17 protein-coding genes and 1 pseudogene are annotated in these 23878 nt (G+C 60.0%); 12 read left to right on the top strand and 6 right to left on the bottom strand.

The features are described from left to right. Positions 1-34 precede the first annotated feature (34 nt). The 4 genes from ACQR3R_RS11355 to cysC are packed head-to-tail and all read left to right on the top strand — an operon-like array spanning position 35 to position 10006. Positions 35-5905, top strand: coding sequence for a DUF4347 domain-containing protein (locus ACQR3R_RS11355; protein WP_428272244.1), 5871 nt, complete (start codon positions 35-37; stop codon positions 5903-5905). Beyond that, on the top strand, positions 5902-7272 hold the full coding sequence (locus ACQR3R_RS11350) for an efflux RND transporter periplasmic adaptor subunit (protein ID WP_428272243.1): 1371 nt from the start codon (positions 5902-5904) through the stop codon (positions 7270-7272). The genes ACQR3R_RS11355 and ACQR3R_RS11350 overlap by 4 nt, the downstream gene beginning before the upstream one ends. Before the next feature lie 31 nt (positions 7273-7303). Then, positions 7304-9430: a site-2 protease family protein gene (locus ACQR3R_RS11345; protein WP_428272242.1), complete on the top strand. Its 2127-nt coding sequence runs from the start codon at positions 7304-7306 to the stop codon at positions 9428-9430. Between the two features lie 27 nt (positions 9431-9457). Beyond that, positions 9458-10006: an adenylyl-sulfate kinase gene (cysC, locus tag ACQR3R_RS11340; RefSeq protein ID WP_428272241.1), complete on the top strand. Its 549-nt coding sequence runs from the start codon at positions 9458-9460 to the stop codon at positions 10004-10006. A gap of 62 nt (positions 10007-10068) precedes the next feature. Here cysC and ACQR3R_RS11335 read toward each other — a convergent pair. The 3 genes and pseudogenes from ACQR3R_RS11335 to ACQR3R_RS11325 all read right to left on the bottom strand — a co-directional run. Further along, positions 10069-10200: pseudogene (locus ACQR3R_RS11335) on the bottom strand (transposase); the annotation flags it as partial. 100 nt (positions 10201-10300) lie between these two features. Further along, positions 10301-11434 (bottom strand): alanine--glyoxylate aminotransferase family protein, encoded by a 1134-nt coding sequence (locus ACQR3R_RS11330; RefSeq protein WP_428272240.1) that lies wholly within the window; start codon positions 11432-11434, stop codon positions 10301-10303. 167 nt (positions 11435-11601) lie between these two features. Beyond that, a complete protein-coding gene (locus tag ACQR3R_RS11325; protein ID WP_428272239.1) occupies positions 11602-12519 on the bottom strand; it encodes a LysR substrate-binding domain-containing protein in 918 nt (305 codons plus the stop codon). Between the two features lie 143 nt (positions 12520-12662). On the opposite strand from ACQR3R_RS11325, the gene ACQR3R_RS11320 reads away from it, so the two are divergent. From ACQR3R_RS11320 to ACQR3R_RS11295, 6 genes are all read left to right on the top strand, one after another. Further along, complete coding sequence (locus ACQR3R_RS11320; protein ID WP_428272237.1) at positions 12663-13421, top strand: 5-oxoprolinase subunit PxpA; 759 nt, start codon at positions 12663-12665, stop codon at positions 13419-13421. Positions 13422-13514: 93 nt separating this feature from the next. Beyond that, positions 13515-13760, top strand: coding sequence for an acetyl-CoA carboxylase (locus ACQR3R_RS11315; protein ID WP_428272236.1), 246 nt, complete (start codon positions 13515-13517; stop codon positions 13758-13760). Positions 13761-13770: 10 nt separating this feature from the next. Next, the gene (locus tag ACQR3R_RS11310; protein ID WP_428272234.1) at positions 13771-15144 is read left to right on the top strand and encodes an acetyl-CoA carboxylase biotin carboxylase subunit; all 1374 of its coding nucleotides are present in this window, start codon (positions 13771-13773) and stop codon (positions 15142-15144) included. After that, a complete protein-coding gene (locus ACQR3R_RS11305; RefSeq protein WP_428272233.1) occupies positions 15141-16013 on the top strand; it encodes a carboxyltransferase domain-containing protein in 873 nt (290 codons plus the stop codon). The genes ACQR3R_RS11310 and ACQR3R_RS11305 overlap by 4 nt, the downstream gene beginning before the upstream one ends. Then, complete coding sequence (locus tag ACQR3R_RS11300) at positions 16010-16984, top strand: 5-oxoprolinase subunit C family protein (RefSeq protein ID WP_103315990.1); 975 nt, start codon at positions 16010-16012, stop codon at positions 16982-16984. The genes ACQR3R_RS11305 and ACQR3R_RS11300 overlap by 4 nt, the downstream gene beginning before the upstream one ends. A gap of 111 nt (positions 16985-17095) precedes the next feature. Further along, positions 17096-18418, top strand: coding sequence for a purine-cytosine permease family protein (locus tag ACQR3R_RS11295; protein ID WP_428272232.1), 1323 nt, complete (start codon positions 17096-17098; stop codon positions 18416-18418). Between the two features lie 135 nt (positions 18419-18553). On the opposite strand, the gene ACQR3R_RS11290 is transcribed toward ACQR3R_RS11295, so the two are convergent. After that, positions 18554-19009, bottom strand: a complete 456-nt coding sequence (locus tag ACQR3R_RS11290) for a GNAT family N-acetyltransferase (protein WP_428272230.1) — start codon at positions 19007-19009, stop codon at positions 18554-18556. 24 nt (positions 19010-19033) lie between these two features. After that, positions 19034-21142 carry an SGNH hydrolase domain-containing protein gene (locus ACQR3R_RS11285; protein WP_428272229.1) on the bottom strand — a complete coding sequence of 703 codons (2109 nt, stop codon included), beginning with the start codon at positions 21140-21142 and terminating at the stop codon, positions 19034-19036. 501 nt (positions 21143-21643) lie between these two features. Here ACQR3R_RS11285 and ACQR3R_RS11280 point away from each other — a divergent pair. After that, the gene (locus ACQR3R_RS11280) at positions 21644-21880 is read left to right on the top strand and encodes a hypothetical protein (protein ID WP_428272228.1); all 237 of its coding nucleotides are present in this window, start codon (positions 21644-21646) and stop codon (positions 21878-21880) included. On the opposite strand, the gene ACQR3R_RS11275 is transcribed toward ACQR3R_RS11280, so the two are convergent. Beyond that, complete coding sequence (locus ACQR3R_RS11275; protein ID WP_428272226.1) at positions 21868-22497, bottom strand: TetR family transcriptional regulator; 630 nt, start codon at positions 22495-22497, stop codon at positions 21868-21870. The two genes, ACQR3R_RS11280 and ACQR3R_RS11275, sit on opposite strands and share 13 nt — an antisense overlap. A 130-nt stretch (positions 22498-22627) precedes the next feature. On the opposite strand from ACQR3R_RS11275, the gene ACQR3R_RS11270 reads away from it, so the two are divergent. Further along, the gene (locus ACQR3R_RS11270) at positions 22628-23845 is read left to right on the top strand and encodes an MFS transporter (protein WP_428272225.1); all 1218 of its coding nucleotides are present in this window, start codon (positions 22628-22630) and stop codon (positions 23843-23845) included. The last annotated feature ends 33 nt before the right edge of the window (positions 23846-23878 follow it).

The raw sequence follows: 23878 nt of genomic DNA, 5'->3' as shown, positions 1-23878 counted from the left end.
GTCTGCGCCGCACAGCATTTTTGCAAGGATCGCCATGACTACTGATCGCACTTCCAACCCGGTTTCCTCTCAGGCGCCACGTGGCCTGCAACGACGCAAGCCGGCGCCATTGGCCCTGGAAGCGCGCATCATGTTCGATGGTGCGGCGGTCGCCACGGGCGCCGAAGCGGTCAAGCCTGTCGCCGCCGAAGCACCGGTGGCGCATGTGGCCGAGTTGGGCAGTGTGGTGGCAGCTTCCCAGGCTGAAAGCCGCAGCACTGCACCTTCAACTGCCGACGCGGCGAAGCCCGTAGACACCAGCAAAACTGCCACCGAGGCCGTCAAGCCAGCGGCCGCCGAACGCGCCAGTGACGGTCTGGCCAACAGTGCCACCAAGGTGCTGTTTGTCGATTCGCGAGTGCAGGATTACCAGCAGATTGTTGCGGCCGCAGGCGCTGATGTGAAAGTGGTGATCCTCGATGCAGACCACGACGGCGTGAAGCAGATCGCCGATGCACTGGAAGGCATGCACGACGTCGCGTCGATCAGCATTGTCTCTCACGGCGACAGCGGTTTGCTGTTGCTGGGGAACACGGCGCTGCATGCGGGGGATATGTCGCAGTATCAGGCGGAACTGGGCAAGATCGGCTCGGCGATGCAGGCCGATGGCGAGATCTTGCTCTATGGCTGCGATGTCGGGGCCGGCAGTAAAGGCCAAGGTTTTATCCAGAATCTGGCGGAGGCCACTGGCGCGGTGGTTGCGGCCTCGACCGACGCCACCGGCGATGTTGCCCATGGCGGTAACTGGGACCTGGAAATTGCGACCGGAGCCTTGAGTAGCGCTCCGGTGCTGGACGTATCGAAGCTGGCTGATTACGACCACAGTTTGCTGACCATTGGCGTTTCAAACCTGGCTGACTTGAAGGCTGCGCTGGCTAACGCGGTGACGGATGGCGTCGACGACCTCATCACCCTGACCGGCGATATCACCTTCACTTCGGCGGCTGACACCCTCACTTTTGCGGTTACCGATGGCCATAAAACCAGCATCATTGGCGCGGGTCATACCATCAGCGGCGCCAATTTGGCGCAGGTCCTGCACATCAACGCCGGCAATGGCAGTGTTGAACTCGACAACCTGACCATCACCAATGGCCTGGTCAGTGGCAACGGTGGGGACAGCCTTGATCAGTCCGACGCCGGCAGTGCGGCCGCCAATAAAGGTGGAGATGCCCTGGGTGGCGGCATCTATAACGCCGGCAAGCTAAGCATCGTCAACAGCACCATCAGTGATAACAAAGCGGCTGCTGGCGGTGGGGGTGGCGGCCACTTGAACGGTACGATTGGTGGTGCAGGCGGAGGCGGCGGCGGTTACAACGGCGTGGGTTCGGGCGCTGGCGGCACGATGGTTGCCATTCAAAACGGAGTCCTCACGCCTTCCGCTAATCAGGGGGCAGGCGGTACAGGCGTAGGCGGGGCGGGAGGCTCGTTGTATCGAGACGGGCAGTCAGGTGGCGCGGGCGGTTCGACCGTCGGCGGCATTGCTGATGTCCCGCAAAATGTCTCCCCCAATTACAACTACACCTACATCGCCGGAGGCGGCAACGGCGGCTCGGCGTCTCTGGGCGGTAGCGCGATGATTGGCGGCGGTGCCGGCGGCGCGGGCTACAACGGTATCGGTGCGGCTGGCGGAAACGCGGCTGGCGCTATTTATAACGTCGGCACTTTGGTCATTACCAACAGCTTCATCACTGGCAACCTTGCGGCGGCCGGTGGCGGCGGCGGTAGCGGCAAAGGACAGGCAGTTTTTTACGGGGCCAATAATGCCGGCGCTGCAGGTAACGGTGGCAACGCCTACGGCGGTATCTGGAACAACGGCGGCATCCTGAAAATGGACGCTACCAGTACTGCCAATATGAACAACGCAGCGGGCGCCGGCAAAGGTGGCGAAGGTACCGGCACCGGCAATAGCGCAGGCCTTGATGGCACAGCCGTGAGCAACGCTTCGATCGCTGGCAGCGATTTCGCGTATGTCGCACCGGTATTGAGTGGTGCCGCCAGCAATCAGCCGGTCAACGACAACGCGACGGTTTCACCTTTCAGCGGTGTCACGCTCACCGGTTCCACTGCGACGCTGACCATCACGCTCGACAGCGCGAGCAGAGGCGCATTTACCACGGCTTCGCTGAGCGCTTCCGGTTTCACCACCAGTGATGGCGGCCTGACGTATGTCCATTCATCCGCCAGCGCCAGTGATTTGCAAACCGCCGTGCGTTCGCTGGTTTATCAACCTGCAGCCAACCGTGTCGCCGTGGGTGCAACAGAATCCACGACGTTCACCATCAAGATGGACGACGGTGTCGCTACCACCTCCAGCACCGCCAGCGTGGTTGCCACCTCGATCAATGACGCGCCGTCGGGTATGGGCAACACCTCCATTCCCGTGGTTATGGAAGACGCCACTTCACCCGCCGGCGTGGCTATTTCGGCGCTGACGGGTATCAACTTCAGCGATGCGGACACGGGCTCCGCGTTGGGTGGGATTGCGGTCACCGGCAACACAGCCAACTCCGCGACTGAAGGCGTCTGGCAATATTCGGTCGACTCCGGCGCGCATTGGTACGCCATTGGCGCGGTCAGTTCGGGCTCGTCATTGCTGCTGTCGGCCGGCTCCCAGGTGCGCTTCATCCCGGCTGCCGACTTTAACGGCACGCCGACTGCCCTGACAGTTCGGGCGGTAGACAATACCCACACCGGCTACAGCACCTCGGGCGCGACCGAAGTGCGGGTAACCGCCGACACCGGCACCAACGGTGGCAGCACGGCGTATGCGTCCGCCACCAATACCATCAGCACCTCGATTACTGCGGTCAACGATGCACCAACCTTCACCAAAGGTCCGGACCAGACTTCCAACGAAGACGCTGGCCCACAAACCGTGAACGGTTGGGCGAGCAACCTGGTCAAGGGACCGGCCGACGAGTCGTCGCAGACCCTCAGTTTTAACGTAACCAATAGCAATAATGCGTTGTTCAGTACTCAGCCGAGTATCGATGCCAACGGCAACCTTGTTTACACCGCTGCACCCAATGCCAACGGTGTCGCGACGGTGACCGTGACCTTGCGCGACAGTGGTGGTACCGCCAATGGCGGCGTCGACACCAGTACTCAGACGTTCACCATTACCATCACTCCGGTAAACGATGCACCGACCGGCACGCCGACGCTGTCGGGCAGCACGACCGAAGGCCAGGCATTGAGTGCCAACACCTCGAGCATTGCCGATGTCGACGGTCTGGTCGGGGTGAACTTCAACCATCAGTGGCAAGTGTCGGCTGATGGCAGCACTAACTGGATCGATATTTCCGGTGCCACGGCAGCAACCTTTACGCTGGGGGCGGCGCAGGTCGGCCAATACGTGCGCGATAAAGTGTCTTTCACTGATCAGGGAGGCACTCTGGAAACGCTATTCAGTGCGGCTTCGGTGGCAGTGGCGGGCGTAGTGCCGCAGGTCGACTCCATCAGCCGCGCCGGGTCTGCAGCAGTATCGGGTTCGGCGACATCGGTGACCTACAACGTTACCTTCAACACCTCTGTCACGGGCGTCGATGCCGGTGACTTTGTGCTGAGCACAACGGGGACTGCTGCGGGCAGCATCGCTTTTGTTACCGGGTCGGGCAACACTTACCAGGTCACTGTCAGCGGCCTGTCCGGCGATGGCACCTTACGCCTGGACCTGAAGAACTCCGGCACCGGCATCCTGTCGGGTAATAACACAGCCATCGCCGGCGGCTTCACCGCTGGCCAGCTCTACACCCTCGACCATACTCCGCCGAGCGTGTCCGCTGTCAGTGTGCCCAATTCGCCGCTCAAAGTGGGTGATACCCAGACTGTGACCATCACCGTCGCTGACGATGGCGGCTCGCCCCTGACCCTGGTCAGTGGCGCCGTTGGTGGTTACACCCTGAGCAACCTGGTCCGTCTGAGCAACACGACTTATACCGCAGACTTCATGGTGACCCCGGGTGGCGCCGATTTCGCTGCGGCCAACGACCTGCCGGTGAGTGTGGTATTGAGTGACGCCGCCGGCAACCGCAACACCGCTTTTACTTCACTTATCAGCCAGGCCAATGACTCGATCAACGGCAATGCGCCGACGCTGCTGAGCCTGAGCAACGCCAGCGTACAGATCACCAGTGGTCTCAACGCTTTAGTTGGCGTCTTGTCCACCACCGACGCCAGTCTGGATGACACCTTCACCTACGCGTTGGTCTCCGGCGCGGGTGGCGCCGATAATGCTGCGTTCTCGCTTGTGAACGGCAATACCCTTAGGGTCAACGACCCGGCGATTCTGGGCGACGGTACCCGTTCGGTGCGTATCCGTACCACCGACAGCGGTGGCAACTCTATCGAACAAGTGTTCACCATCACCATCAGCAGCTACTCGGCACCGGTAGCGGCTAACGATACGGCGATTGCCGTCGAAGCGGGCGGCGTGGCCAATGCCAGCGCCGGGGTCAACCCGTTAGGCAACGTGCTGGACAACGACTTGAGCAGTAACACCAAAGGGGTTACGGCGATTTCAGGTGGCACCCTGGGCACGGCGAGTGCCGGGACCTATGGCAGCCTGACTCTCAACGCCGACGGCAACTACACCTACACGCTCAACAACAGTAATGCGGCGGTGCAGGCCTTGCGCACCAATGCCGATACCTTGACCGACACCTTTGCCTACACTATGGCCGACAACACGGGGGCCACCAGCTCCGCAACGCTTACGGTCACCATTCGTGGTGCCAACGATGCGCCTCGGGTTGCTACCGCGCTGAGCACCCAACAGGTAATTGTCGATACGCCGCTGCTGTTCAAGATTCCCGTGGGCACCTTCACCGACGTCGATGCCGGCGACACCCTGACCTACACCGCAACATTGGTCGGTGGGGCGCCATTGCCTGCATGGCTGACCTTCAACAGCGCGACCGGTACTTTCAGCGGTATGCCCACCTCGGCGGGCAGCGTGAGCATAGTGGTCACGGCGACAGACCTTTCGGCAGCCTCGGCGAGCAGTACCTTTACGCTGCAAGTGAACGCCGCTGCGGTCGTGCCCGTCACACCGGTCACGCCGACTGTTCCGACCACACCGACAACAACGACCGCTCCGATCACCCCGGTCGTACCCGTGCAGGTGCCTGATCCACAAGTGCCGAACAATCCACTGCCGCCGTTCAACGCGGCGCAGGCACTTGCGCTGCCGATTGTCAGCCAGACGGTGTCACAAACGATCAACGCGCCGGACTGGAGCGCCAATCAGATGATCGGCGATGCATCCACCCTGCACCCAACTGGCGGGCTCGGCGGGTCGGTAGTGATAGGGACGGGGGCTTCGTTCAGCTCCTCCAATGGCCTCTTCAGCCCGGTCAATGAGCGCTACTCGCCGCTGTCGCCGACACCGTTTAGTGAGTTCGAGCGCACGCGGACTGACGGCGGTCCGGGTATTTTCTCGGTGGATATTTCGCCTAATGCGCACGCAGGCCTGACAGTTTTCCACGCCATGGACGATCAGACGTTTGTGCCGGGTGAGCGCTTGTCTTTCCGCGTCCCGGCCGATGCCTTTGGCCATAGCGATCCGCACCCGGGCATTGTACTCAAGGCCACGCTAGCCGATGGCCGGGCGTTGCCAGGCTGGCTGACTTTCAACAGCACCACGGGCCAGTTCGAAGGCACGCCACCGCTCGGTTTCAAGGGCGAATTGGTGCTCAAGGTGATCGCCAGGGACAGCAGCGGCCATCAGGCCGAGGTGACCTTTCGGATCAACCAGAAATCCGCCGAGAGTAGCGCCGACGTACCGCGTGGGCGTAGCGGTTTGAGCGAGCAATTACGTTCGGCTGCCAGTCGTACTGCGCTGTGGGCAAGTGGACGTACATGACCGATTTGTCCTCCGTGAACCCGGTTGTCAGCGCCAACGCGCTGAGCACTCTGACGCAGTTATCGCACCAGGCCCGGCATGCGCTTGATAGCGTCGAGCTGGGTTTTTTGGCGGTCAATGAAAGCCACGCCCTGGCCTCCTATCGCCAAGCTGTACTGTGGCTGGAGGAGGTCGGGATTCAGGCCCTGTCCGGCGTGGTGCAACCGGAAGCCAATGCGCCTTACGTGCAGTGGGTGAGTCAGGTCTGCCGAACGCTGCAAGGCCAGCAGCGACCGAGTGGCAGCATCACCGCCAATGATCTGCCGCCGCCATTGGCCAGCCAGTGGGCTGAGTGGTTGCCAGCGTACCTGTTGTGGTTGCCGATGCAGATTCAGGTCAAGCCTGGCCACCTTATGAATGGCGCGCTGCTGTTGGTTCGCGATGAACCTTGGCCCTCGCATGAAATCGCTTTGCTCGATGAGTGGCGCGACATTCTGCAATACGCCTTTGCGCTTCGCCTGCAGGCCGAACCCGTTTCCTGGCGCCGTCGTCTGGCGCGTTTGCCAAGTCAGATTCGGCGCCGACCGGGGCGCGTGACCATTGGCGTCATTGCGTTGGGCATGTTGCTCTGCCTGCCGGTGCAACTCACCGTGCTGGCCCCCGGTGAACTGGTGCCTGCACACCCAGCGATAATCAGTGCGCCGCTGGACGGTGTATTGGGTAGTTTCATGGTCCAGCCGAACCAGCAGGTGCGTACCGGGCAAGCGTTGTTCAGCTTCGATGAGTCGACCTTGCAGAGCCGGCTGGACGTGGCGCGCCAGGCGCTGGCCACTGCTGAAGCCGAGCATCGGCAGATGGCGCAGATGGCCGTTTACGACAATAAATCCAAGGCGCAGCTGGCAGCGCTGGCCGGCCGTATTGAAGAGCGCCGTGCGGAGGCGGACTATTTGCAAGGGCAGTTGCAGCGCTCGCGGGTTGTCTCACCGCAGGACGGCATCGCCTTGTTCGACGATCCCAGCGAGTGGATCGGTAAACCGGTGACCACCGGCGAGCGCATCATGCGCATTGCGGTACCGGAAGATGTCGACATTCAGGCGTGGCTGGCGGTGGGTGATGCGATCCCTCTGGAGGAGGGCGCCGCGGTCAAACTGTACCTCAACGCCAACCCGTTCTCGTCGGTGGCGGCGCGTTTGCGATATGTCGCGCACGATGCCGAACAGCAGCCCGATGGCAGCTATGCCTACCGGATGCGCGCGACGCTCGACGCCCCGACCGACCAGCGTGTCGGCCTCAAGGGCACGGTCAAGCTCTGCGGCGAACACGTCTCGCTGGCGTACTGGGTGCTGCGTCGTCCATTGGCCGCTGTTCGCCAGATGATTGGCCACTGAGATGGCCAGCGCACCGCTTGCCGCAGCCCCCATGCTGGACCTTCAGCCGGCGCCGGTTGACCTTGCGCCGCTGCGTGAAGAGCTGGAATTATTCGGCGCGCCGACCGCCAACGATGGGCAACCGAACTGGACCCTGCACGACCCGGTACGCAACACCTTTTTCCGTATCGACTGGCTGAGTTTTGAAATCATCAGCCGTTGGCAAATGGCTGAACCGAAGGCCATTGCCGCCGACATTGCCCGGCACACGACCCTGCATCCCGAGGTCGAGGATGTGCAGGCGTTGGCGAAGTTCCTGCAAGACAACCAACTGCTGCGACCGGCACCGAACAGTGCCCGGCTGTTGGCTGAAAGCGTAAGCCGCAGGCGCGGCAACTGGTTCAGCACGTTGCTGCACAGCTACCTGTTCTTTCGGGTTCCACTGGTACGTCCTGATGCCTGGCTGCAACGCCACCTCGGCTGGGTTGCGCCGCTCTACACCAGAGGTTTTGCAGGGTTAACCCTGTTGGTGCTGGTGATCGGCCTGGTGCTGGTAGAGCGTGACTGGACTCGCTTCACTTCGACCCTGATGGACACCTTTTCCTGGCAGGGATTTGTCGGTTACGGGGTTGCGCTGATCGCCGTCAAAATCCTCCATGAACTGGGGCACGCGTTTACGGCCAAGCGCTTTGGTTGCCGGGTGCCGACCATGGGTGTGGCGTTTCTGGTGATGTTCCCCATGGCCTACACCGACACCAACGAAGTGTGGAAACTGGGCCAGCGCCAGCAACGTTTCAAGGTTGCCGCCGCCGGTGTGTTGACGGAACTGGTGGTCGCGGTCTGGGCGACGCTGGCGTGGGCGCTACTGCCCGAAGGATTGCCCAAATCCATAGCATTCATGTTGGCCACGACGACCTGGATCGCCACGCTGGCGATCAACAGCAGCCCGTTCATGCGCTTCGATGGCTACTTCCTGCTCTCGGACTGGCTGGACATGCCTAACCTGCACGCGCGCTCGTTTGCCCTGGCACGCTGGCACCTGCGCGAGTGGCTGTTCGGTCTAGGCCTTGAACCTCCTGAGTATTTTTCGCGAAAAATGACCGTCGGCCTGATCCTGTTCGCCTATGCGACCTGGATCTACCGCTTGCTGTTGTTCCTCGGGATTGCAGCCCTGGTTTATCACTTCTTCATCAAAGCGGTCGGCATCCTGCTGTTCGCCGTGGAAATTGGCTGGTTCGTCCTGATGCCGTTGTACAAGGAAATCAAAGAGTGGCCGCAGTTGCTCGCAGGGCGGGGTGGTCGTGCGAGGCGCTGGCGGCCAGCACTGATCCTGCTGGCCATCGTACTGTTACTGATCGCGCCGTGGCCGACCCGGCTTAGCGCCTCTGGCCTGTTGCGCCCCGCTGAAAGTTACCCGGTCTACGCGCCTGCCGGTGCGCAGATCGCAAGCTTGCCGTGGGCTAATGGTGAGCGCCTTCAGCAAGGCGAGACAGTGCTGGAACTGGCTTCACCAGACTTGCAACTGCGCTGGCGACGCGCGCATGTGAAACTCGATAGCGTGCGGCATCAAGCGGAAATTACCGGTATCGACGCCGAGCAGCGACAAAACATGCAAGTGCTGCAACAGCAGGAAATCAGCGCCCGCGCCGAACTCGCCGGCGTACAGGCAGAGCTGGCGCTCTACTCGCCCAAGGCACCGTTCAACGGTGTGCTGCAGAACATCGAGCCTGGCCTGAAAGCAGGCGTGTGGGTCCGCAACCATGAGCGTCTGGCGACACTGGTCGATCCGGCAGGATGGCGCGTGGAAACCTACCTCGATGAAGACGATGTGCGCCGGATCAAGGCTGGCGACACCGCACGTTTTTACGCCGATGGCGACAGCCGCCTCAACCTGCCACTGCGGATCACCGCAATCGAACAGGACGCTACCCGGCAATTGACCAATGGCGTGCTCTCCAGCGCGGCGGGCGGCTCCGTGCTGACACGCATCAAACATGGCAAACTCATCCCGGAACGTTCGGTGTACCGCGTCACCCTGCACAGCGAGCAACCACCACCAGAACGTGCGCAACAGCAAAGTTGGCGTGGTCACGTGGTGATCAATGGTGCGTGGCAATCACCGGTGCAAGGCTTCATACGCTCCGCGTTGGTATTGATCTGGCGGGAGACCGGGTTTTGACACCTTCGACATCAAGGAATCCCACTGATGACTAGCCTGCGGTTGATCGAGCGCCCTCCGGTGATCTGGCTGACCGGTTTGAGCGGTGCGGGTAAAAGCACCATTGCCCTGCATCTTAAATCCCGTTTGGCCGAACAAGGGCTAGGCGTGGTGGTGCTCGATGGCGATGAACTGCGCCACGGTTTGTGCCGCGACCTTGGCTTTTCGCCCGAGGACCGCTCCGAGAATATTCGTCGCGTCGGCGAAGTCGCCAGGTTGTTTCGCGACTCGGGCGTCTGCGTAATCGCTGCGTTGATTTCACCTTTCGCTAAAGACCGTTGCGCGGTACGAGAGGTGATTGGCGATGGTTTTTTTGAAGTCTTCGTCAACACGCCCCTGGCCATTTGCGAAGAGCGAGACGTCAAAGGGCTTTATGCAAAAGTGCGCAGGGGCGAACTCAAACACTTCACTGGGCTGTCTTCGCCATACGAGTCGCCGTTGGCGCCGGATATTCACCTGGACGGCGCAGTGGGTGAGACGGTTGATGAGCAGGTGACTAGCATCCTGATGGTGTTGATGCGCCGGGGGTATGTGTAGCAGGCAACACGCCGCTCCTATTCCAACCCGCCAGCGATGGACAGGGCCTTTTTTATGGTTCTTCACGGAATCCCGGGAAAGACGCTCTTGATCTTCATGAAAAAGAATTCGCTATCCCGGTCACCGTACGCCATCCGCTTGATGACCTTTATTCGATTGTTTATTCCTTCCAACTGACCCGTGTGCATCGGCCAGCGAGTGCGACGTTACCGCTTGCGTCGCATCTCGAAGCCCACTGCAGGATGCCTTTCTGCCATCCACACGTTCGGTCGGTGCTGCGGGTACGATGAGGGCCTAGTTACCCATCACCTCGTCCAGTGCCTGCTCAAGAGTGCTGACCGTGCGCTCGATATTTTGCAGCTTTTCGAGTCCGAACAGGCCGATGCGGAAGGTCTGGAAGTCGGCCGGCTCGTCGCATTGCAACGGCACTCCGGCGGCGATCTGCAGGCCATGATTGGCAAATTTCTTACCGTTCTTGATGTCGGCATCATCGGTGTAGCTCACCACGACGCCAGGGGCCTGAAAACCGGCTGCGGCCACGCTTTTGATGCCTTTGCCGGTCAACATTGCGCGCACCCGATCACCCAACGCCTGTTGTTCGCCGCGAACCTTGTCGAAACCGTAGGCTTGCGTCTCTTTCATCACGTCGTTAAATCGCGCCAGGGAATCGCTGGGCATGGTCGCATGGTAGGCATGTCCGCCCTGTTCGTAGGCCTGCATGATCTGCAGCCACTTTTTCAGGTCGCAGGCGAAGCTGCTGCTCTGCGTCTGTTCGATGCGCTCCAGGGCCAAGGCACTGAGCATCACCAGGGCGCAGCAAGGGGAGGCGCTCCAGCCTTTCTGCGGTGCGCTGATCAGCAGGTCGACTGCGCATGTGTGCATATCAACCCACAGCGTGCCCGAGGCGATGCAGTCCAGCACGAACAGGCCTCCCACCGCATGCACGGCGTCGCCGACGGCCCGTAGGTAATCGTCGGGCAGGATAATCCCGGATGAGGTTTCAACGTGGGGGGCGAAGACAATCTGCGGCTTCTGCGCCGCGATGGCTGCCAGCACTTCGTCCAGAGGGGGCGGGGCGTAGGGAGCCTGACGACCGGTGTCGAGCGGTCGGGCTTTCAGTACCGTGGTGGCCGCCGGAATGTTGCCCATCTCAAGGATCTGGCTCCAGCGATAACTGAACCAGCCGTTGCGTATCACCAGGCATTGCTGGTCGGTGGCAAACTGTCGCGCCACCGCTTCCATGCCGAATGTGCCGCTGCCCGGCACCACTGCAACAGCTTGGGCGTTGTACACCTGTTTCAGGGTGCTGGAGATGTTCTTCATCACGCCTTGAAATGCCTGCGACATGTGGTTGAGCGAGCGGTCGGTGTAGACCACCGAGTACTCGACCAGCCCCTCAGGATCGATACTGGGGTATAGCTTTGACATGGGATGACTCCTTTGGCAGAGATCTTGTGATATCGACCCTGCCCTAAGCCTTGGCAAATGACAAGATTGCCCGACCTCGAATTGCGACTTCCGTCGAGTGGCTGTCTTCAGCAGGTCGCTGACTGCGGGGAGTAATGCTCACAGGTAGCTGCTGAATCACGCTGTTTTCAGCGCCGCGCAGACAGCTGTTGCGGCGCCAGAAACGCATCGTGGAAATAGTTGCGAAACGCCTGCATCGCCGGGCTGAATTCGCGCTCGCGATGCCACGCCAGTCCGACACTCATCGGCGTCACCTTGTCGGTGACTGTCAGGGTTTCGATGCGTTTACCTTCGAGTGACCACGGGCGGTGCACCAAGTCCGAGAGGATTGCCACACCGCTGCCATTGGCGACCATGCTGCGCACCGCTTCCACTGAGCTGGTGCGCACCCGCACGTTTGGCTGCTGGTGTGCGTGTTCCCAATAACGCATCGCGCTTTGTTCGGCTTCGTCGACGGTCAGCAGAATGTACGGTTCCTTCGCCACGTCGGCGAGGCTGACCGCCGAGCGTTCACACAGGGGGTGGTGGCTGGGCAGCCATAGCCGGCGCTCAGAGTTGAAGAGAATTTCCGAGACGATGTCCGGGTGAGTGAGGTTCGCGGTGAGCACGACGGCCATGTCGAAGCGACCTTCCAGCAGGCCTTGTTCGATGGCGCTCCGTTCTTGTTCGTGAACTTCGATGGCCACGTCCGGATGCCAGTGTTCCAGCCGTTGCAAATGGTGCGGCAGGAAATAGCCGATCACCGTGTAGCTGGCGGCCAAACGTAAAAGGCCGCTGGCCCGGATGTCTGGCAACGGACTGTTCAACGCGTCATCGACGCTGCGCAAAATCACATAGGCGCGATTCAGAAAATGCCGCCCCGCATCGGTCAGGCTCATGCCCTGCGCGGAGCGCTGGAACAACAGCGTGCCGAGCATGCCTTCCAGTTCCTTGATCGCCGTGGTCACCGCCGACTGAGAAATATTCAAATGAATCGCTGCCTGGGAGATTTGCCCAATCTCGGCGGTGGCAACGAAATAGCGCACCTGGCGCAGGGTCAATGACATGGGCACTCCGTTTGACGAGGTTTTTACTGTTCAAAGGTTATCTGTTTTTCAGAAGAAGACCCCTCTGATAATAGATCTTCCCAAGGGGTATTCCGGAATCTAACTTGGCGTGCATGAAGTCACAAGCGTCAGGAGCAAGCGTCATGCAAGCAGTAGATTTCAACTCGGACATGGGCGAAGGCTTCGGTCCATGGACCATCGGCGATGGCGTCGACAATGAACTGATGCGCTTCATCAGTTCCGCCAACATCGCCACCGGTTTTCATGCCGGTGACCCCTCCACGATGCGTCGCACGGTCGAGCAGGCCAAGCGCCTGGGCGTGGCCATCGGCGCGCACCCGGGGTTTCGCGACCTGGTGGGTTTCGGCCGCCGGCACATCAATGCTCCGGCCCAGGAGTTGGTGGACGACATGCTGTATCAATTGGGCGCGCTGCGTGAACTGGCCCGGGTTCAAGGCGTGGCGCTGCAACACATCAAACCCCACGGCGCACTCTACATGCACCTGGCCCGAGACGAAGAGGCTGCCCGTTTGCTGGTGGAGAACCTCCAGCGCCTGGAACCGGAATTGTTGCTGTATTGCATGCCCGATTCAGTGATCTGGCGGGTTGCCATGGAACTCGGCCAACCGGTGATCCGCGAGTTCTACGCCGACCGCGAATACGACCTCAGCGGTTCCATCGTCTTCACCCGCAACGTGCGGGCTTACGACCCGGCCCACGTCGCCGACCGAGTGTTGCGTGCTTGCCAGCAAGGCGTGGTGCGCACGGTTGAGGGCGAAGACCTGGCGATTGAATTCGATTCCATCTGTTTGCACAGCGACACGCCGGGTGCCCTGGCGTTGGTCGAAGCCACACGCAGTGCGCTCGATAGCGCCGGAATCGAGGTGCGCGCACCTCGCTGATACCCAACGAGAACACCGGGTGCGCAGACGCCGGGGTTCGCATACCGATTCATTTTTGCCTGCCTTTCTACAACTATTCCAAGAGGAACAGACATGGCCGAACACACTGTAATCACCCCGTTGCCGGGGACCTTCTACCGCAAAGCCACTCCGGAATCGGCGAACTTCGTCGAGGTCGGGGCGCAGGTCTGCGCCGACACGGTGATTGGCCTGATCGAGGTCATGAAACAGTTTTCCGAACTGACCGCCGGGACGGCCGGTCGCCTCAGTGCCTTTTTGGTAGAAGACGGTGACCCGGTGGAGCCGGGTCAAGTCGTCGCAACACTCGACGACGAGTGAGGGCGCGATCATGACCCACGCCATTCATAAATTGCTGATCGCCAACCGTGGCGAAATCGCCGTGCGGATTATCCGCGCCGCCAAGGAACTGGGCATTCCCACCGTTGCCGCGTGCAGCGAGGCGGACGTCGATTCCCAAGCTGCGCGCATGGCCGATGAGGTGCACATCCTCGGCCCGGCCCGTGCCGACAAAAGCTACCTGAACGTCGAGGCCTTGCTCGGTGCCTTGAAGGCCACCGGCGCCAACGCAGTGCATCCCGGTTACGGCTTTCTGTCAGAGAACGCCGATTTCGCCGAAGCCGTGGTGGCGGCTGGCGCCATTTTTGTCGGCCCGAGCGCGCAGACAATCCGGCGCATGGGCGATAAAGCCGAGGCGCGGCGCACGGCCCAAGCCGCTGGCGTGCCGGTGGTGCCGGGTTCGCCGGGTGAACTGTTCGACGTAGAATCGGCGCTCAAGGCTGCCGAATCCGTTGGCTTTCCGCTGTTGATCAAAGCATCGGCCGGCGGCGGTGGGCGCGGTATTCGGCTGGCGGAAAACACCGAGCAACTGAGGGAAGAATTCCCCCGTTCGCAGCGTGAAGCTCAAGCTGCGTTTGGCAATGGCGCGGTGTATCTGGAGCGCTTTATCAGCAAGGCCCGGCACATTGAAGTGCAGGTGCTGGGTGACGGTCAGCACGCCGTGCATTTGTTTGAGCGCGAGTGTTCGCTGCAACGGCGCCGGCAGAAAATCTTCGAAGAAGCGCCGTCGCCAGTCCTCAGCCAGCAGCAACGGGAAACCCTGTGCGAAAGCGCTGTGCGCCTGACCGAATCCTTGGGCTACAAGGGCGCCGGCACCCTGGAATACCTGTACGACGACGCCACTCGCGATTTCTTCTTTATCGAGATGAACACGCGGATTCAGGTGGAGCACCCGGTCAGCGAGCTGATCACCGGCATCGACCTGGTCCAGGCCATGTTGCGCATCGCTGGCGGCGAACCGCTGGGTTACAAGCAAAGCGACATCCGACTCAACGGCGCTGCCCTGCAAATGCGCCTGAACGCTGAAGACCCGGCGCGGGATTTCTTCCCGAGCCCGGGCCTGGTCGAGGAACTTATCTGGCCGAACGGCGAGGGTATTCGTGTCGACACGCATCTGTATCAAGGCTACCGCGTGCCGCCGTACTATGACTCGCTGCTGGCCAAACTGATTGTTCACGGTGCAGATCGCGCCGAAGCCTTGGCCCGAGCGCGAATGGCGGTGGCGCACACTACGCTCACCGGCATGGCCAACACCTTGGCGCTGCACGGTGAATTGCTGGAACAACCGTGGCTGCACAGTGCCGACTTTCACACCGGCACCCTGGAAACCTGGCTGGCCGAGCGCCGCAGCGGAGGTGAAGCATGAGTACTCCCATCCGCTACAGCTTTGGTGCCGATGAGCATTTGTTCGCCGAAGTCAGCGACAGCATGTCCCTGGACGCGTTCTTCAAAGGCCTGGCCGTCACCCGCGCCGTGGAGCGGCTGGCGCTGGATGGCGTGCTCGATATTTGCCTCGCCAATGCGTCTTTTCAGATACGTTTCGACCCGGACCGCATCGCCCCTCACACCCTGCTCGAAGCAGTAAAAATTGCCGAGGCTGGGGCCGTCGCCGAACGCACGTTGCACACGCGGATCATCGAGATTCCGGTGCTCTACAACGATCCCTGGACCCACGAAACCCTGATGCGGTTTCGCGACCGCCATCAAGACCCGAGCGCCACGGACCTGGAATACGCCGCTCGAATCAACGGTCTGGCCGATGTCGATGCATTCATCGCGGCCCACAGTGGCGCGCCGTGGTTTGTCTCGATGGTCGGCTTCGTTGCCGGGTTGCCATTCATGTTCCAGATGGTCGAGCGCGAGCGTCAGTTGCAGGTGCCCAAGTACCTGCGCCCGCGCACCGACACACCGAAATTGACCCTTGGTCACGGCGGTTGCTTTGGTTGCATTTACTCAGTGCGCGGCGCCGGCGGTTATCAGATGTTCGGTGTCACGCCAGCGCCGATCTACGACCCGCAACAAAACCTCGCGTATTTGAAAGAACACATGGTGTTTTTCCGTCCAGGCGACATCGTGCAGTTCAAACCGATGGACCGTGAAGCCTACGACCATGCGGTGGCCGAAGTGGAAGCGGGGCGCTTTGATCTGCGGATCAGGCCGGTAGAGTTTTCGCTGGACGCGTTCCTGGCTGATCCCGTTGGCTATCCCAAGTCGTTGCAGGAGGTGTTGGCATGATCAAGGTCCTCAAACCCGGCCTCGCCACTTCGGTACAAGACCTGGGCCGCGAAGGGTATTACCACTTGGGCATCCCGCCGTCAGGCGCGCTTGATCAATACGCCTTGAGCGCGGCCAATCAATTGGTCGGCAACCCGGCAGGTTTGGCGGCGCTGGAATGCACGCTGCTGGGGCCGGAGTTGGAGTTTCAGCAGGACGCATTGGTGGCGGTCAGCGGCGCGCACATGACGCCACGAGTCGATGGTGTGGAAATGCACCACGACACTGCGTTCACCGTGAAGGCCGGACAAGTGCTGCGCTTTGACTTTCCCAAGGCCGGGGCCCGCGCTTATGTGGCGGTGGCTGGCGGCATTGATGTGCCGGTGGTGCTCGGCAGTCGCTCCACCTACGCGTTGGGCGCGCTCGGCGGTTTTCAGGGGCGGCGCCTGATTGCAGGCGACGAATTGCCGGTGGGCATCGCCAGTGGCAAGAGCCGCGCCGGGGCCAGTTTGCCCATGGCGTTGCGGCAATCACTGGGTGGCGAAATCACTCTGCGAGTGGTGCCCGGGTTGTACTACCACCGCTTGACCGAATCGGCAGCGAAGAGCTTTTTCGCTGAGCCGTGGACGGTCGGTTCGGAAGCCGACCGCATCGGCTATCGCTTCAAGGGCGGCAGCGCGCTGAGCTTTCAGCCGCGGGAGCAGCCGTTCGGCGCCGGTTCCGATCCGTCGAACATCGTCGACAGTTGCTACCCGATCGGCTCGATCCAGGTGCCCGCCGGGCTCGAACCCATCGTGTTGCACCGAGATGCGGTGTCCGGCGGCGGTTACGCGATGATTGGCACGGTGATCAGCGCCGACCTCGATTTGATCGGCCAGATGCAACCCAATCAGAAGGCCCGCTTCGTCGCGGTAACCCTTGAAGAGGCGCTGGAAGCGCGACGTTCCTATAAGAAAAAACTCAGCTGCCTGAGCAAGCTGTTCCCTTCCTGATTCTGCCCGCCGTCTAGCGCGGGCCATGCCAAACGGTACGCCAACGCCGCACTTCGGTGCGGTGACGGCTGCCCGCGCTTCAACCGTTCACTGGTTTTGGAGTTCACGCATATGGCTGCTTTATCGCAATCGAGTCAAACCGGGCAAGACCCGGCGCATCATCCTGTTCCCACTGAAGCGCGCATGGGTCGCTTGTCCCTGACCATGGCTTGGTGGGCGGTATGCAGTGCGATGTTTTACATCGTGGTGGGTGCTTCATTGGCGTTGTCGTTCGGTGCGCGCAATGCGCTGATCGGCATGGTCCTGTCGGTGATCAGTTATGGTCTGGTCAACAGCGTGCTCAGCCGCTTCGCGATTCGTAGCGGTTTGTCGGTGGCGTTGTTTTCACGGCTGTTGTTCGGCAGCACCGGGGCGTGCCTGGCGACGTTGATTTTCTTCTCGACCGCAATCTACTACGCAGTGTTCGAAGGTTCGGTGATCGCCGTCGCGCTCAATCACCTGTACCCGGAACTGGTCTATCCGCTGGCGGCATTGGCGGTGGTGCTCTACAGCGTGCCGATGATCCTTGGCAGCGTGCAGCACTGGCTGGACAAGCTCAACGGCGTGTTGCTGCCGGTGTACCTCGGTGGTTTGCTGGTGGCGGTGGGGCTGTCGATCAGCCGATATGGCTACCAGCCGCAATGGCTGGATTTCGGCCCGGCAACCCCCAGTGCCTTTGGCTGGTGGGACTGTTTCGTCGCCTACATGGGCGTCTGGGTGTTGATGCTGTTCACCTTCGACTATGCGCGCTTCGGCAAGCCTGAAGACGCCGAGTACCACGGTCGCTGGAACTTCGGCATGCCGTTCTACGCGGTAACGTTTCTGCTTAACGGCGCGGCCGGCATTTACCTGGTCAGCAGCATTCCCCACGAAGGCGCGCTGAACGAAGTCTCGGTGGTGATGGCGATTTTGCAGTTGATGGGCCTGTGGGGATTGCTGTTTGTCTGGGCCACGCAAACCCGGATCAACACCGCCAACTATTATTTGGCGACCCTGAACATGCAGGCGTTTTTTGGACGATTTGGCCTTCGTGGTTCGTACCTCATGTGGGCAATCGCGGTGGGGGTGATCGTCTACGGGTTGATGCTCGCGGACGTGTTTGCCTACCTCCTCAAGGCGTTGGCCTATCAGGGGATTTTCGTGGTGGCCTGGGTGGGGGTGGCGCTGGCGCAGATCGTCTATGGACGCAGCGACGTGGCAGCACTCGAACGGGTGGCTGCGTTTAACCCGGTGGGCTTGACGGCCTGGTTTGGCGCTACCGCATTAGGTCTTTTACTGATGTTTTCCGGTGGCGGCCTGAGCAGCTTTTCCGCGCCCTCTACCGTGATCGTTGCATTTGCCTTGCAAGCAGGCTTATCCCATCGAAGCCGGCTGCGGTTAGGGTTGGCAGAGTAGCGTTTTGCAGTCACTCATCCTGTAGCTGCCCGCGCTAACAAGGTAGAGCGGGCAACAGGACACTCATTACGAATTGGTTGATGGAGTTACCAGCGACTGCTTCTGGCCGATGGCTGTCCCGGACCTGGGCAAACACTATCGATCCAGCATTTTCTGCATGACAATCGTACGCTCGTCACCGTGAAATTCGTCCCGGAGTTTTATGAATCCAAGGCCCGCGTAAAACCCTTGCGCGGTGATTGAAGACGGCACCCGTAACAGTTCGAAGCCCCCCTTGGCGGCCAGCAACTCGATGCTGGCCATCAACTGCCGGCCAATACCTGTCCCTTGATAGCGTGGGTCGACGAACACGCTTCGCACGGTGTCGCGGTCCAGGCTGGCGGTTGCAACGACATGCTCGTCGACTGTCGCCACTAAAACCCGGCGCTGGGCCAGTAAGTGCAGGATCGCCTGTGGAGAAAAGCTGTGCTCCACTTGAGCGATGATGTCTGATGAATAGTCTTGGGCGTTGGACTCACGCAGGGTGCCGATGATGAGGCGACTGATCGCGGGTGCGTCCGCATTTTCCGCGTTTCGTATCAGGCAGTTCATTCATGCCGCTCCTTGCGTGCGCGATTATTGTTGAGGTGCTCTCAGCGGGTTACCGAACTTGTTCAGGTAGATTTCGCCGAATTTGAACGACGCGTAGTCGGTCATGTGGCCTATGTCCCGATAAACGGGAACGTCATCTACAGTGGTCGCGCACGAGGTGCTGTCGCACTGAATATCCTTGGGATCAATCACAATGAGGTTCGGGTATTCAACCGCCAGTTGTGTGAACAGCGAACTAATCCAAAGGTTTTCTGCCTCCTCTCGGGCGACAGTCTTGCAGGATTCAGTTCTCTCGATGCTGCCCATCTTTCCTCGTAAAACAAACCGCTGCAGCAAACACTCGTTGACTCCTGGAGGCATCGGATACATCGCTTTGAGGAATATCGGCACCGCGCCTGACTCCTCGATGATGTCCAGTGCCTGGCGAATCGCGAATTCAAAACGTTGATGAGACAGCTGAGGGCTGCGCGGATCTTGCGGCTTCATCACAATCGCCGCGTTCGCGTAACCGTCCCAGATTTGGCCGATGAGCACGTACTTGTAGTGGTTCTTTTTGATCAACTCATAATAGTTCGCGACATTGTCGTGGCATTTTTTATAAACAGTGCCTTTGGATTTACTCCAGTCGTACAAGTAAATGTCCGGTAGCGCCAGGCAGGCGGAATAACTTCGAGCGAGCACCGCAATGTTCGCATCCTTCGCCAAGGTGTCGACGAAGCCCCAGTACTGGTTAGAAAACGAATCACCCATGAGGATGGCTTGAACCTCTGCACCGGGCGCCCCGAAAACACAACGCGTATCGGAATCATCGCTGCCGCTGCCCAGGCATTCCGAACGGGCTGGTGGTGTCATCGCCTCAAGTTTGTGGAAGACATCAGACATGTCCGCGCCGAAGCGCTGTGGCCATCCACCCTTGGAGACACTCAACGAATAAAGCGCGGACATAGCAATGGCGGGCAGCACAATCAGCAAGCCAATGGTCGTGCGCAATCCGAGCTGCGGCTTACGAAACTTCCGTTCGATAGTGACGTAGGAAAGAGCGCCCAGCGCGAAGGTCAATATGAAGTATGAAATGGTCAATTCGGTACTGTGTTCAAAGCCCAGATAACTGGACGTTGCAAGGACCGGCCAGTGCCAGATGTAGAGCGAATACGAGAGAGTGCCGATGTATACCAACGGTGGAAAAGAAAGCACCTTGGTCGACAGGCTCCCGTCAGAACCACTGCGCCAGAGCAGCAGTGCGGTCGCCAGGCACACAATAATGGCGTGGTAGTCCGGGAAGCCCATCAGAATGTTTTCACGGGTGGCGCAATAAAACAGCGCAGCTATAGAGACACCGCCCAGCAGACTCTTGCAGACCGAATTTAAATTGAACTTGTCGGCACTGAAAATCACAGCGCACGAGCCGATCAACAGTTCGAATATCCTCGCCGTGAAGAAGTAGTAGCTTTTGTCCGGGAACCTGCTCGACAGGTATAGCGACAGCGCGGCCGCCCCGAGGGTCAGGCTCAGCACTGCGGCTTTGAATAGGGGTTGTGTGCAGTAACGGTGCAGAAGCCACATGCCCACCGGCAGCACCAGGTACCACTGCCATTCAATCGCCAACGACCAGGTGTGCAGCAGTAAAAGACTCGACGTATCGTCTGCCGCATAAGCGGTAGTGGAACGCTCGAAATACTGGTTTGAGATGAACAGCGAAGTGTATCGCTCGCTTTTCAAGAATTGAATGAAGTCTTGGGGCAAGTAAAAAAATGCCGCCAGCGCCAATGTCATCAGCATCAGCGCAATCATTGCTGGCTGCAGGCGCCAGATGCGACGGGAGTAAAACCCAGCAAAGCTGAATGAGCCGGCCTCCAGTGATTTGAGGATGATCGAGGTGGTCAAGTACCCGGAGATCACGAAGAAGATATCGACACCAATGAACCCGGACGGAAACAGCGACAACCCGCCGTGGAATATCAATACCAGCAAAACGGCGATAGCTCTCAAACCATCAATGTCGGGTCGGTACCCGATCGAGCGATTTACTGTTGTGGAAACCTGAGAACCGCGCTCGTTTGCGAACTTCGTTAGTGGGTCGTTTTTCAATTCGACCTGATCAGCAATCGCTGAAATTTCCCTATTTTCTGACACTGAAAAATGCCCTGAACCGTTTCATCTACGGCTGGTTAGTTAGAATTATTAGAGGCTTTGCAGTCTCCCGCGCCTGCTGTGCTCGCTGAGTAGAAATCAGGCCAAGGCCTAAGTTCTGTTTTTCAGGGATAATTTTCAGCATCGACCCGTGGGTAGCGGAGGCTTACAAGAATGACGCAATTAACGGAGTAGGTATAACAATGATTTTGGTGGTTGAAGGCATCAGTGCCAGCGGGAAAACCACGTGGTGCGCCAAGCATGGCGGGCAACATGTCATTCCTGAAAATGCCCGTCGTTGAAAATCTTGATCGGAGGTATTCGCTGGCGGCCTTAGATCAAATGATCGCACCGCTTCCCGCGAAGCCGGGCGCCTGGCGCCTGGCGGGTTGATTCAAAGCGCTGAGCATTTTCGAGTGGACAGTCGTCACCCGATTTTTGAACTAAAAATTGACCTTTAAGTCAGGATGATTAGCGACGCCTATCCACAAAGAGAATTCAGCCATGCATTCGTACACCCTCGACTACCTGTTCAACGGCGAACAGCGCACGCATACATTTGAACTCAAACAGCGACAGTTGCCGTTGCATGAGGCGGCGATGCACCTGCTGCAGCTGCACTTTGGCGACGGTGAGAACAGCCTGATCATGCCCAACGCAGACGCCACACCGGAGGAGGTGCTAGAGCAGGCCGAGCTTGTGGGGCTGACGCAGATAAAGGTCGTGGATCAACCAGGCTGATGTTGAGTCGCTGCGGCGATGTCCCAGGTTCGCAATATCTGGGTGATGGCCGCGTCGATGACTTCGTGCGGGGTGTTATCCCGAGCGAGAATCGAAATACCCTGCAGAAAGCTGTCAAACACCGTGGCCATTGCGGGTGCATGGGTATTGGCCGCTAATTGACCGGCACTGATTCCACGCTCGACACACGCCAGAATGCCTGCCCGGGTGCGGGTTCGAGAATGGGTCAGGGCGTCGGCCAAGTGTGCATTTTCGGGGCTCGGTGCACTCATTATGCCGAGGGCAACCATGCAGCCCTTGGGATGGCCATCTTCACATTGCATGCGCGCCGATTGGCGTAGCGCGGTCTCGATGGCTTGGCGCGGGGGCAGGTTTTGATCCCACAGGCATTCGGTAACTTGGGCGTAGGTCGCCAGGTAACGCTGCACGCACTCATCGAACAACGCCTCTTTGGAGCCGAACGCCGCGTAAAAACTCGGCGCGGAGATTCCGCTGCCTATCCCTGCTTTCAACTGAGCAAGCGAGGTCGCGTCGTAGCCGTATTGCCAGAACAGGTGCAAGGCCTGTTCCACGGCCTGGTCGCGGTCGAAGGTGCGGGGGCGGCCCATTTGCGCCATGACGAATCTCCTGTGGATGACGATATAAATACTAATCGATACATAAGTCGTTGACAACGGACACCGACGCCCTCAACATTTATACCGATCAGTATTTAAGTCTGAAGTCCCCCCGCTCAAGGAGTTACCCGTGACACCCTCAATTGCCTTATCGGCCGCACCCGAACGCCTACCCATCGGCGCGTTGCTCGCCTTGGCCATGACCGGTTTTATCTGCATCGTCACCGAAACGCTGCCCGCCGGCCTGTTGCCGTTGATCAGCGAAGGTCTGGCGATTTCGCCGTCCATGGCCGGCCAGATGGTGACTGCCTACGCCTTGGGCTCGGTGTTGGCGGTGATTCCCATGACCATCGCGACACGCGGCTGGCGTCGGCGTAACGTTCTGCTGCTGACCATCGTTGGTTTTTTGCTGTTCAACTCCATCACCGCGCTGTCATCACACTATGGCGTGACCCTGTTGGCGCGTTTTTTTGCGGGCGTTGCGGCCGGGTTGGCCTGGAGCTTGTTGGCCGGTTACGCCCGGCGCATGGTCGCGCCCCATCAGCAGGGCAAAGCATTGGCGCTGGCCATGGTCGGCACACCGATTGCCCTGTCGTTGGGGGTGCCGTTGGGCACCTGGCTGGGTGGCCTCGTGGGTTGGCGCACGACCTTCGGCGTGATGTCGGCGTTGACGCTGGTATTGATCGCCTGGGTTTTACTGAAAGTCCCTGACTATCCGCCGCAAGCCGCGCACCAGCGCCTGTCGTTGCGCGCAGTGCTGACGACGCCGGGTGTGCGGCCGGTGCTGGCGGTGGTGATCAGCTGGATGCTGGCGCACAACATTCTCTATACCTACATCGCGCCGTTCGTGGCGTCGGCGGGGCTGGGCGATCGAGTGGATCTGGTGTTGTTGGTGTTCGGCACGACGGCGTTGCTGGGCATTTGGCTGACGGCCAGATGGGTTGAACCGTTGTTGCGCAAAACGGTGTTGGTAAGCCTCGCGGCGTTTGCCTTGGTGTGTGTGGTGTTTGGTTTTTGGGGCAGCGTGCCGCAGGTGATCTACCTCGGTGTGGCGGTGTGGGGGGTGAGTTTTGGCGGCGCGGCGACGTTGCTGCAAACGGCGCTCGCGGACGCGGCAGGGGACGGTGCAGATGTGGCGCTGTCGCTTAACGTAGTGGCCTGGAACAGTGCGATTGCGGGAAGTGGTGTGGTGGGTGGCGTGTTGCTGGACACGTGGGGCGTCGCCTCCTTTCCCTGGGCGATGGCCGTGCTGGTAGTGCTGGGGTTTTCGATTGTGTGGGGCGCGCGGGCTCATGGTTTCACAGCGGGCCCGCGTGACGCTGACAAGCCTGCGGCCGTCGGTCACTGACCTCATCTGCGGGCATGGACGACGGCTCATTAT

This window comes from Gordonia sp. IEGM753, assembly GCF_050321825.1.
Classification (GTDB): Bacteria; Pseudomonadota; Gammaproteobacteria; order Pseudomonadales; family Pseudomonadaceae; genus Aquipseudomonas.
The sequence above is the reverse complement of the archived record's forward strand: the minus strand, read 5'-3'. Positions and strand labels throughout refer to the sequence as shown.

What these genes read in the sequence shown, in the direction of transcription:
- ACQR3R_RS11355 (WP_428272244.1), top strand. Translation starts at nt 35, where the DNA reads ATGACTACTGATCGCACTTCCAACCCGGTTTCCTCTCAGGCGCCACGT.
- ACQR3R_RS11350 (WP_428272243.1), top strand. Translation starts at nt 5,902, where the DNA reads ATGACCGATTTGTCCTCCGTGAACCCGGTTGTCAGCGCCAACGCGCTG.
- ACQR3R_RS11345 (WP_428272242.1), top strand. Translation starts at nt 7,304, where the DNA reads ATGCTGGACCTTCAGCCGGCGCCGGTTGACCTTGCGCCGCTGCGTGAA.
- cysC (WP_428272241.1), top strand. Translation starts at nt 9,458, where the DNA reads ATGACTAGCCTGCGGTTGATCGAGCGCCCTCCGGTGATCTGGCTGACC.
- ACQR3R_RS11330 (WP_428272240.1), bottom strand. Translation starts at nt 11,434, where the DNA reads ATGTCAAAGCTATACCCCAGTATCGATCCTGAGGGGCTGGTCGAGTAC.
- ACQR3R_RS11325 (WP_428272239.1), bottom strand. Translation starts at nt 12,519, where the DNA reads ATGTCATTGACCCTGCGCCAGGTGCGCTATTTCGTTGCCACCGCCGAG.
- ACQR3R_RS11320 (WP_428272237.1), top strand. Translation starts at nt 12,663, where the DNA reads ATGCAAGCAGTAGATTTCAACTCGGACATGGGCGAAGGCTTCGGTCCA.
- ACQR3R_RS11315 (WP_428272236.1), top strand. Translation starts at nt 13,515, where the DNA reads ATGGCCGAACACACTGTAATCACCCCGTTGCCGGGGACCTTCTACCGC.
- ACQR3R_RS11310 (WP_428272234.1), top strand. Translation starts at nt 13,771, where the DNA reads ATGACCCACGCCATTCATAAATTGCTGATCGCCAACCGTGGCGAAATC.
- ACQR3R_RS11305 (WP_428272233.1), top strand. Translation starts at nt 15,141, where the DNA reads ATGAGTACTCCCATCCGCTACAGCTTTGGTGCCGATGAGCATTTGTTC.
- ACQR3R_RS11300 (WP_103315990.1), top strand. Translation starts at nt 16,010, where the DNA reads ATGATCAAGGTCCTCAAACCCGGCCTCGCCACTTCGGTACAAGACCTG.
- ACQR3R_RS11295 (WP_428272232.1), top strand. Translation starts at nt 17,096, where the DNA reads ATGGCTGCTTTATCGCAATCGAGTCAAACCGGGCAAGACCCGGCGCAT.
- ACQR3R_RS11290 (WP_428272230.1), bottom strand. Translation starts at nt 19,009, where the DNA reads ATGAACTGCCTGATACGAAACGCGGAAAATGCGGACGCACCCGCGATC.
- ACQR3R_RS11280 (WP_428272228.1), top strand. Translation starts at nt 21,644, where the DNA reads ATGCATTCGTACACCCTCGACTACCTGTTCAACGGCGAACAGCGCACG.
- ACQR3R_RS11275 (WP_428272226.1), bottom strand. Translation starts at nt 22,497, where the DNA reads ATGGCGCAAATGGGCCGCCCCCGCACCTTCGACCGCGACCAGGCCGTG.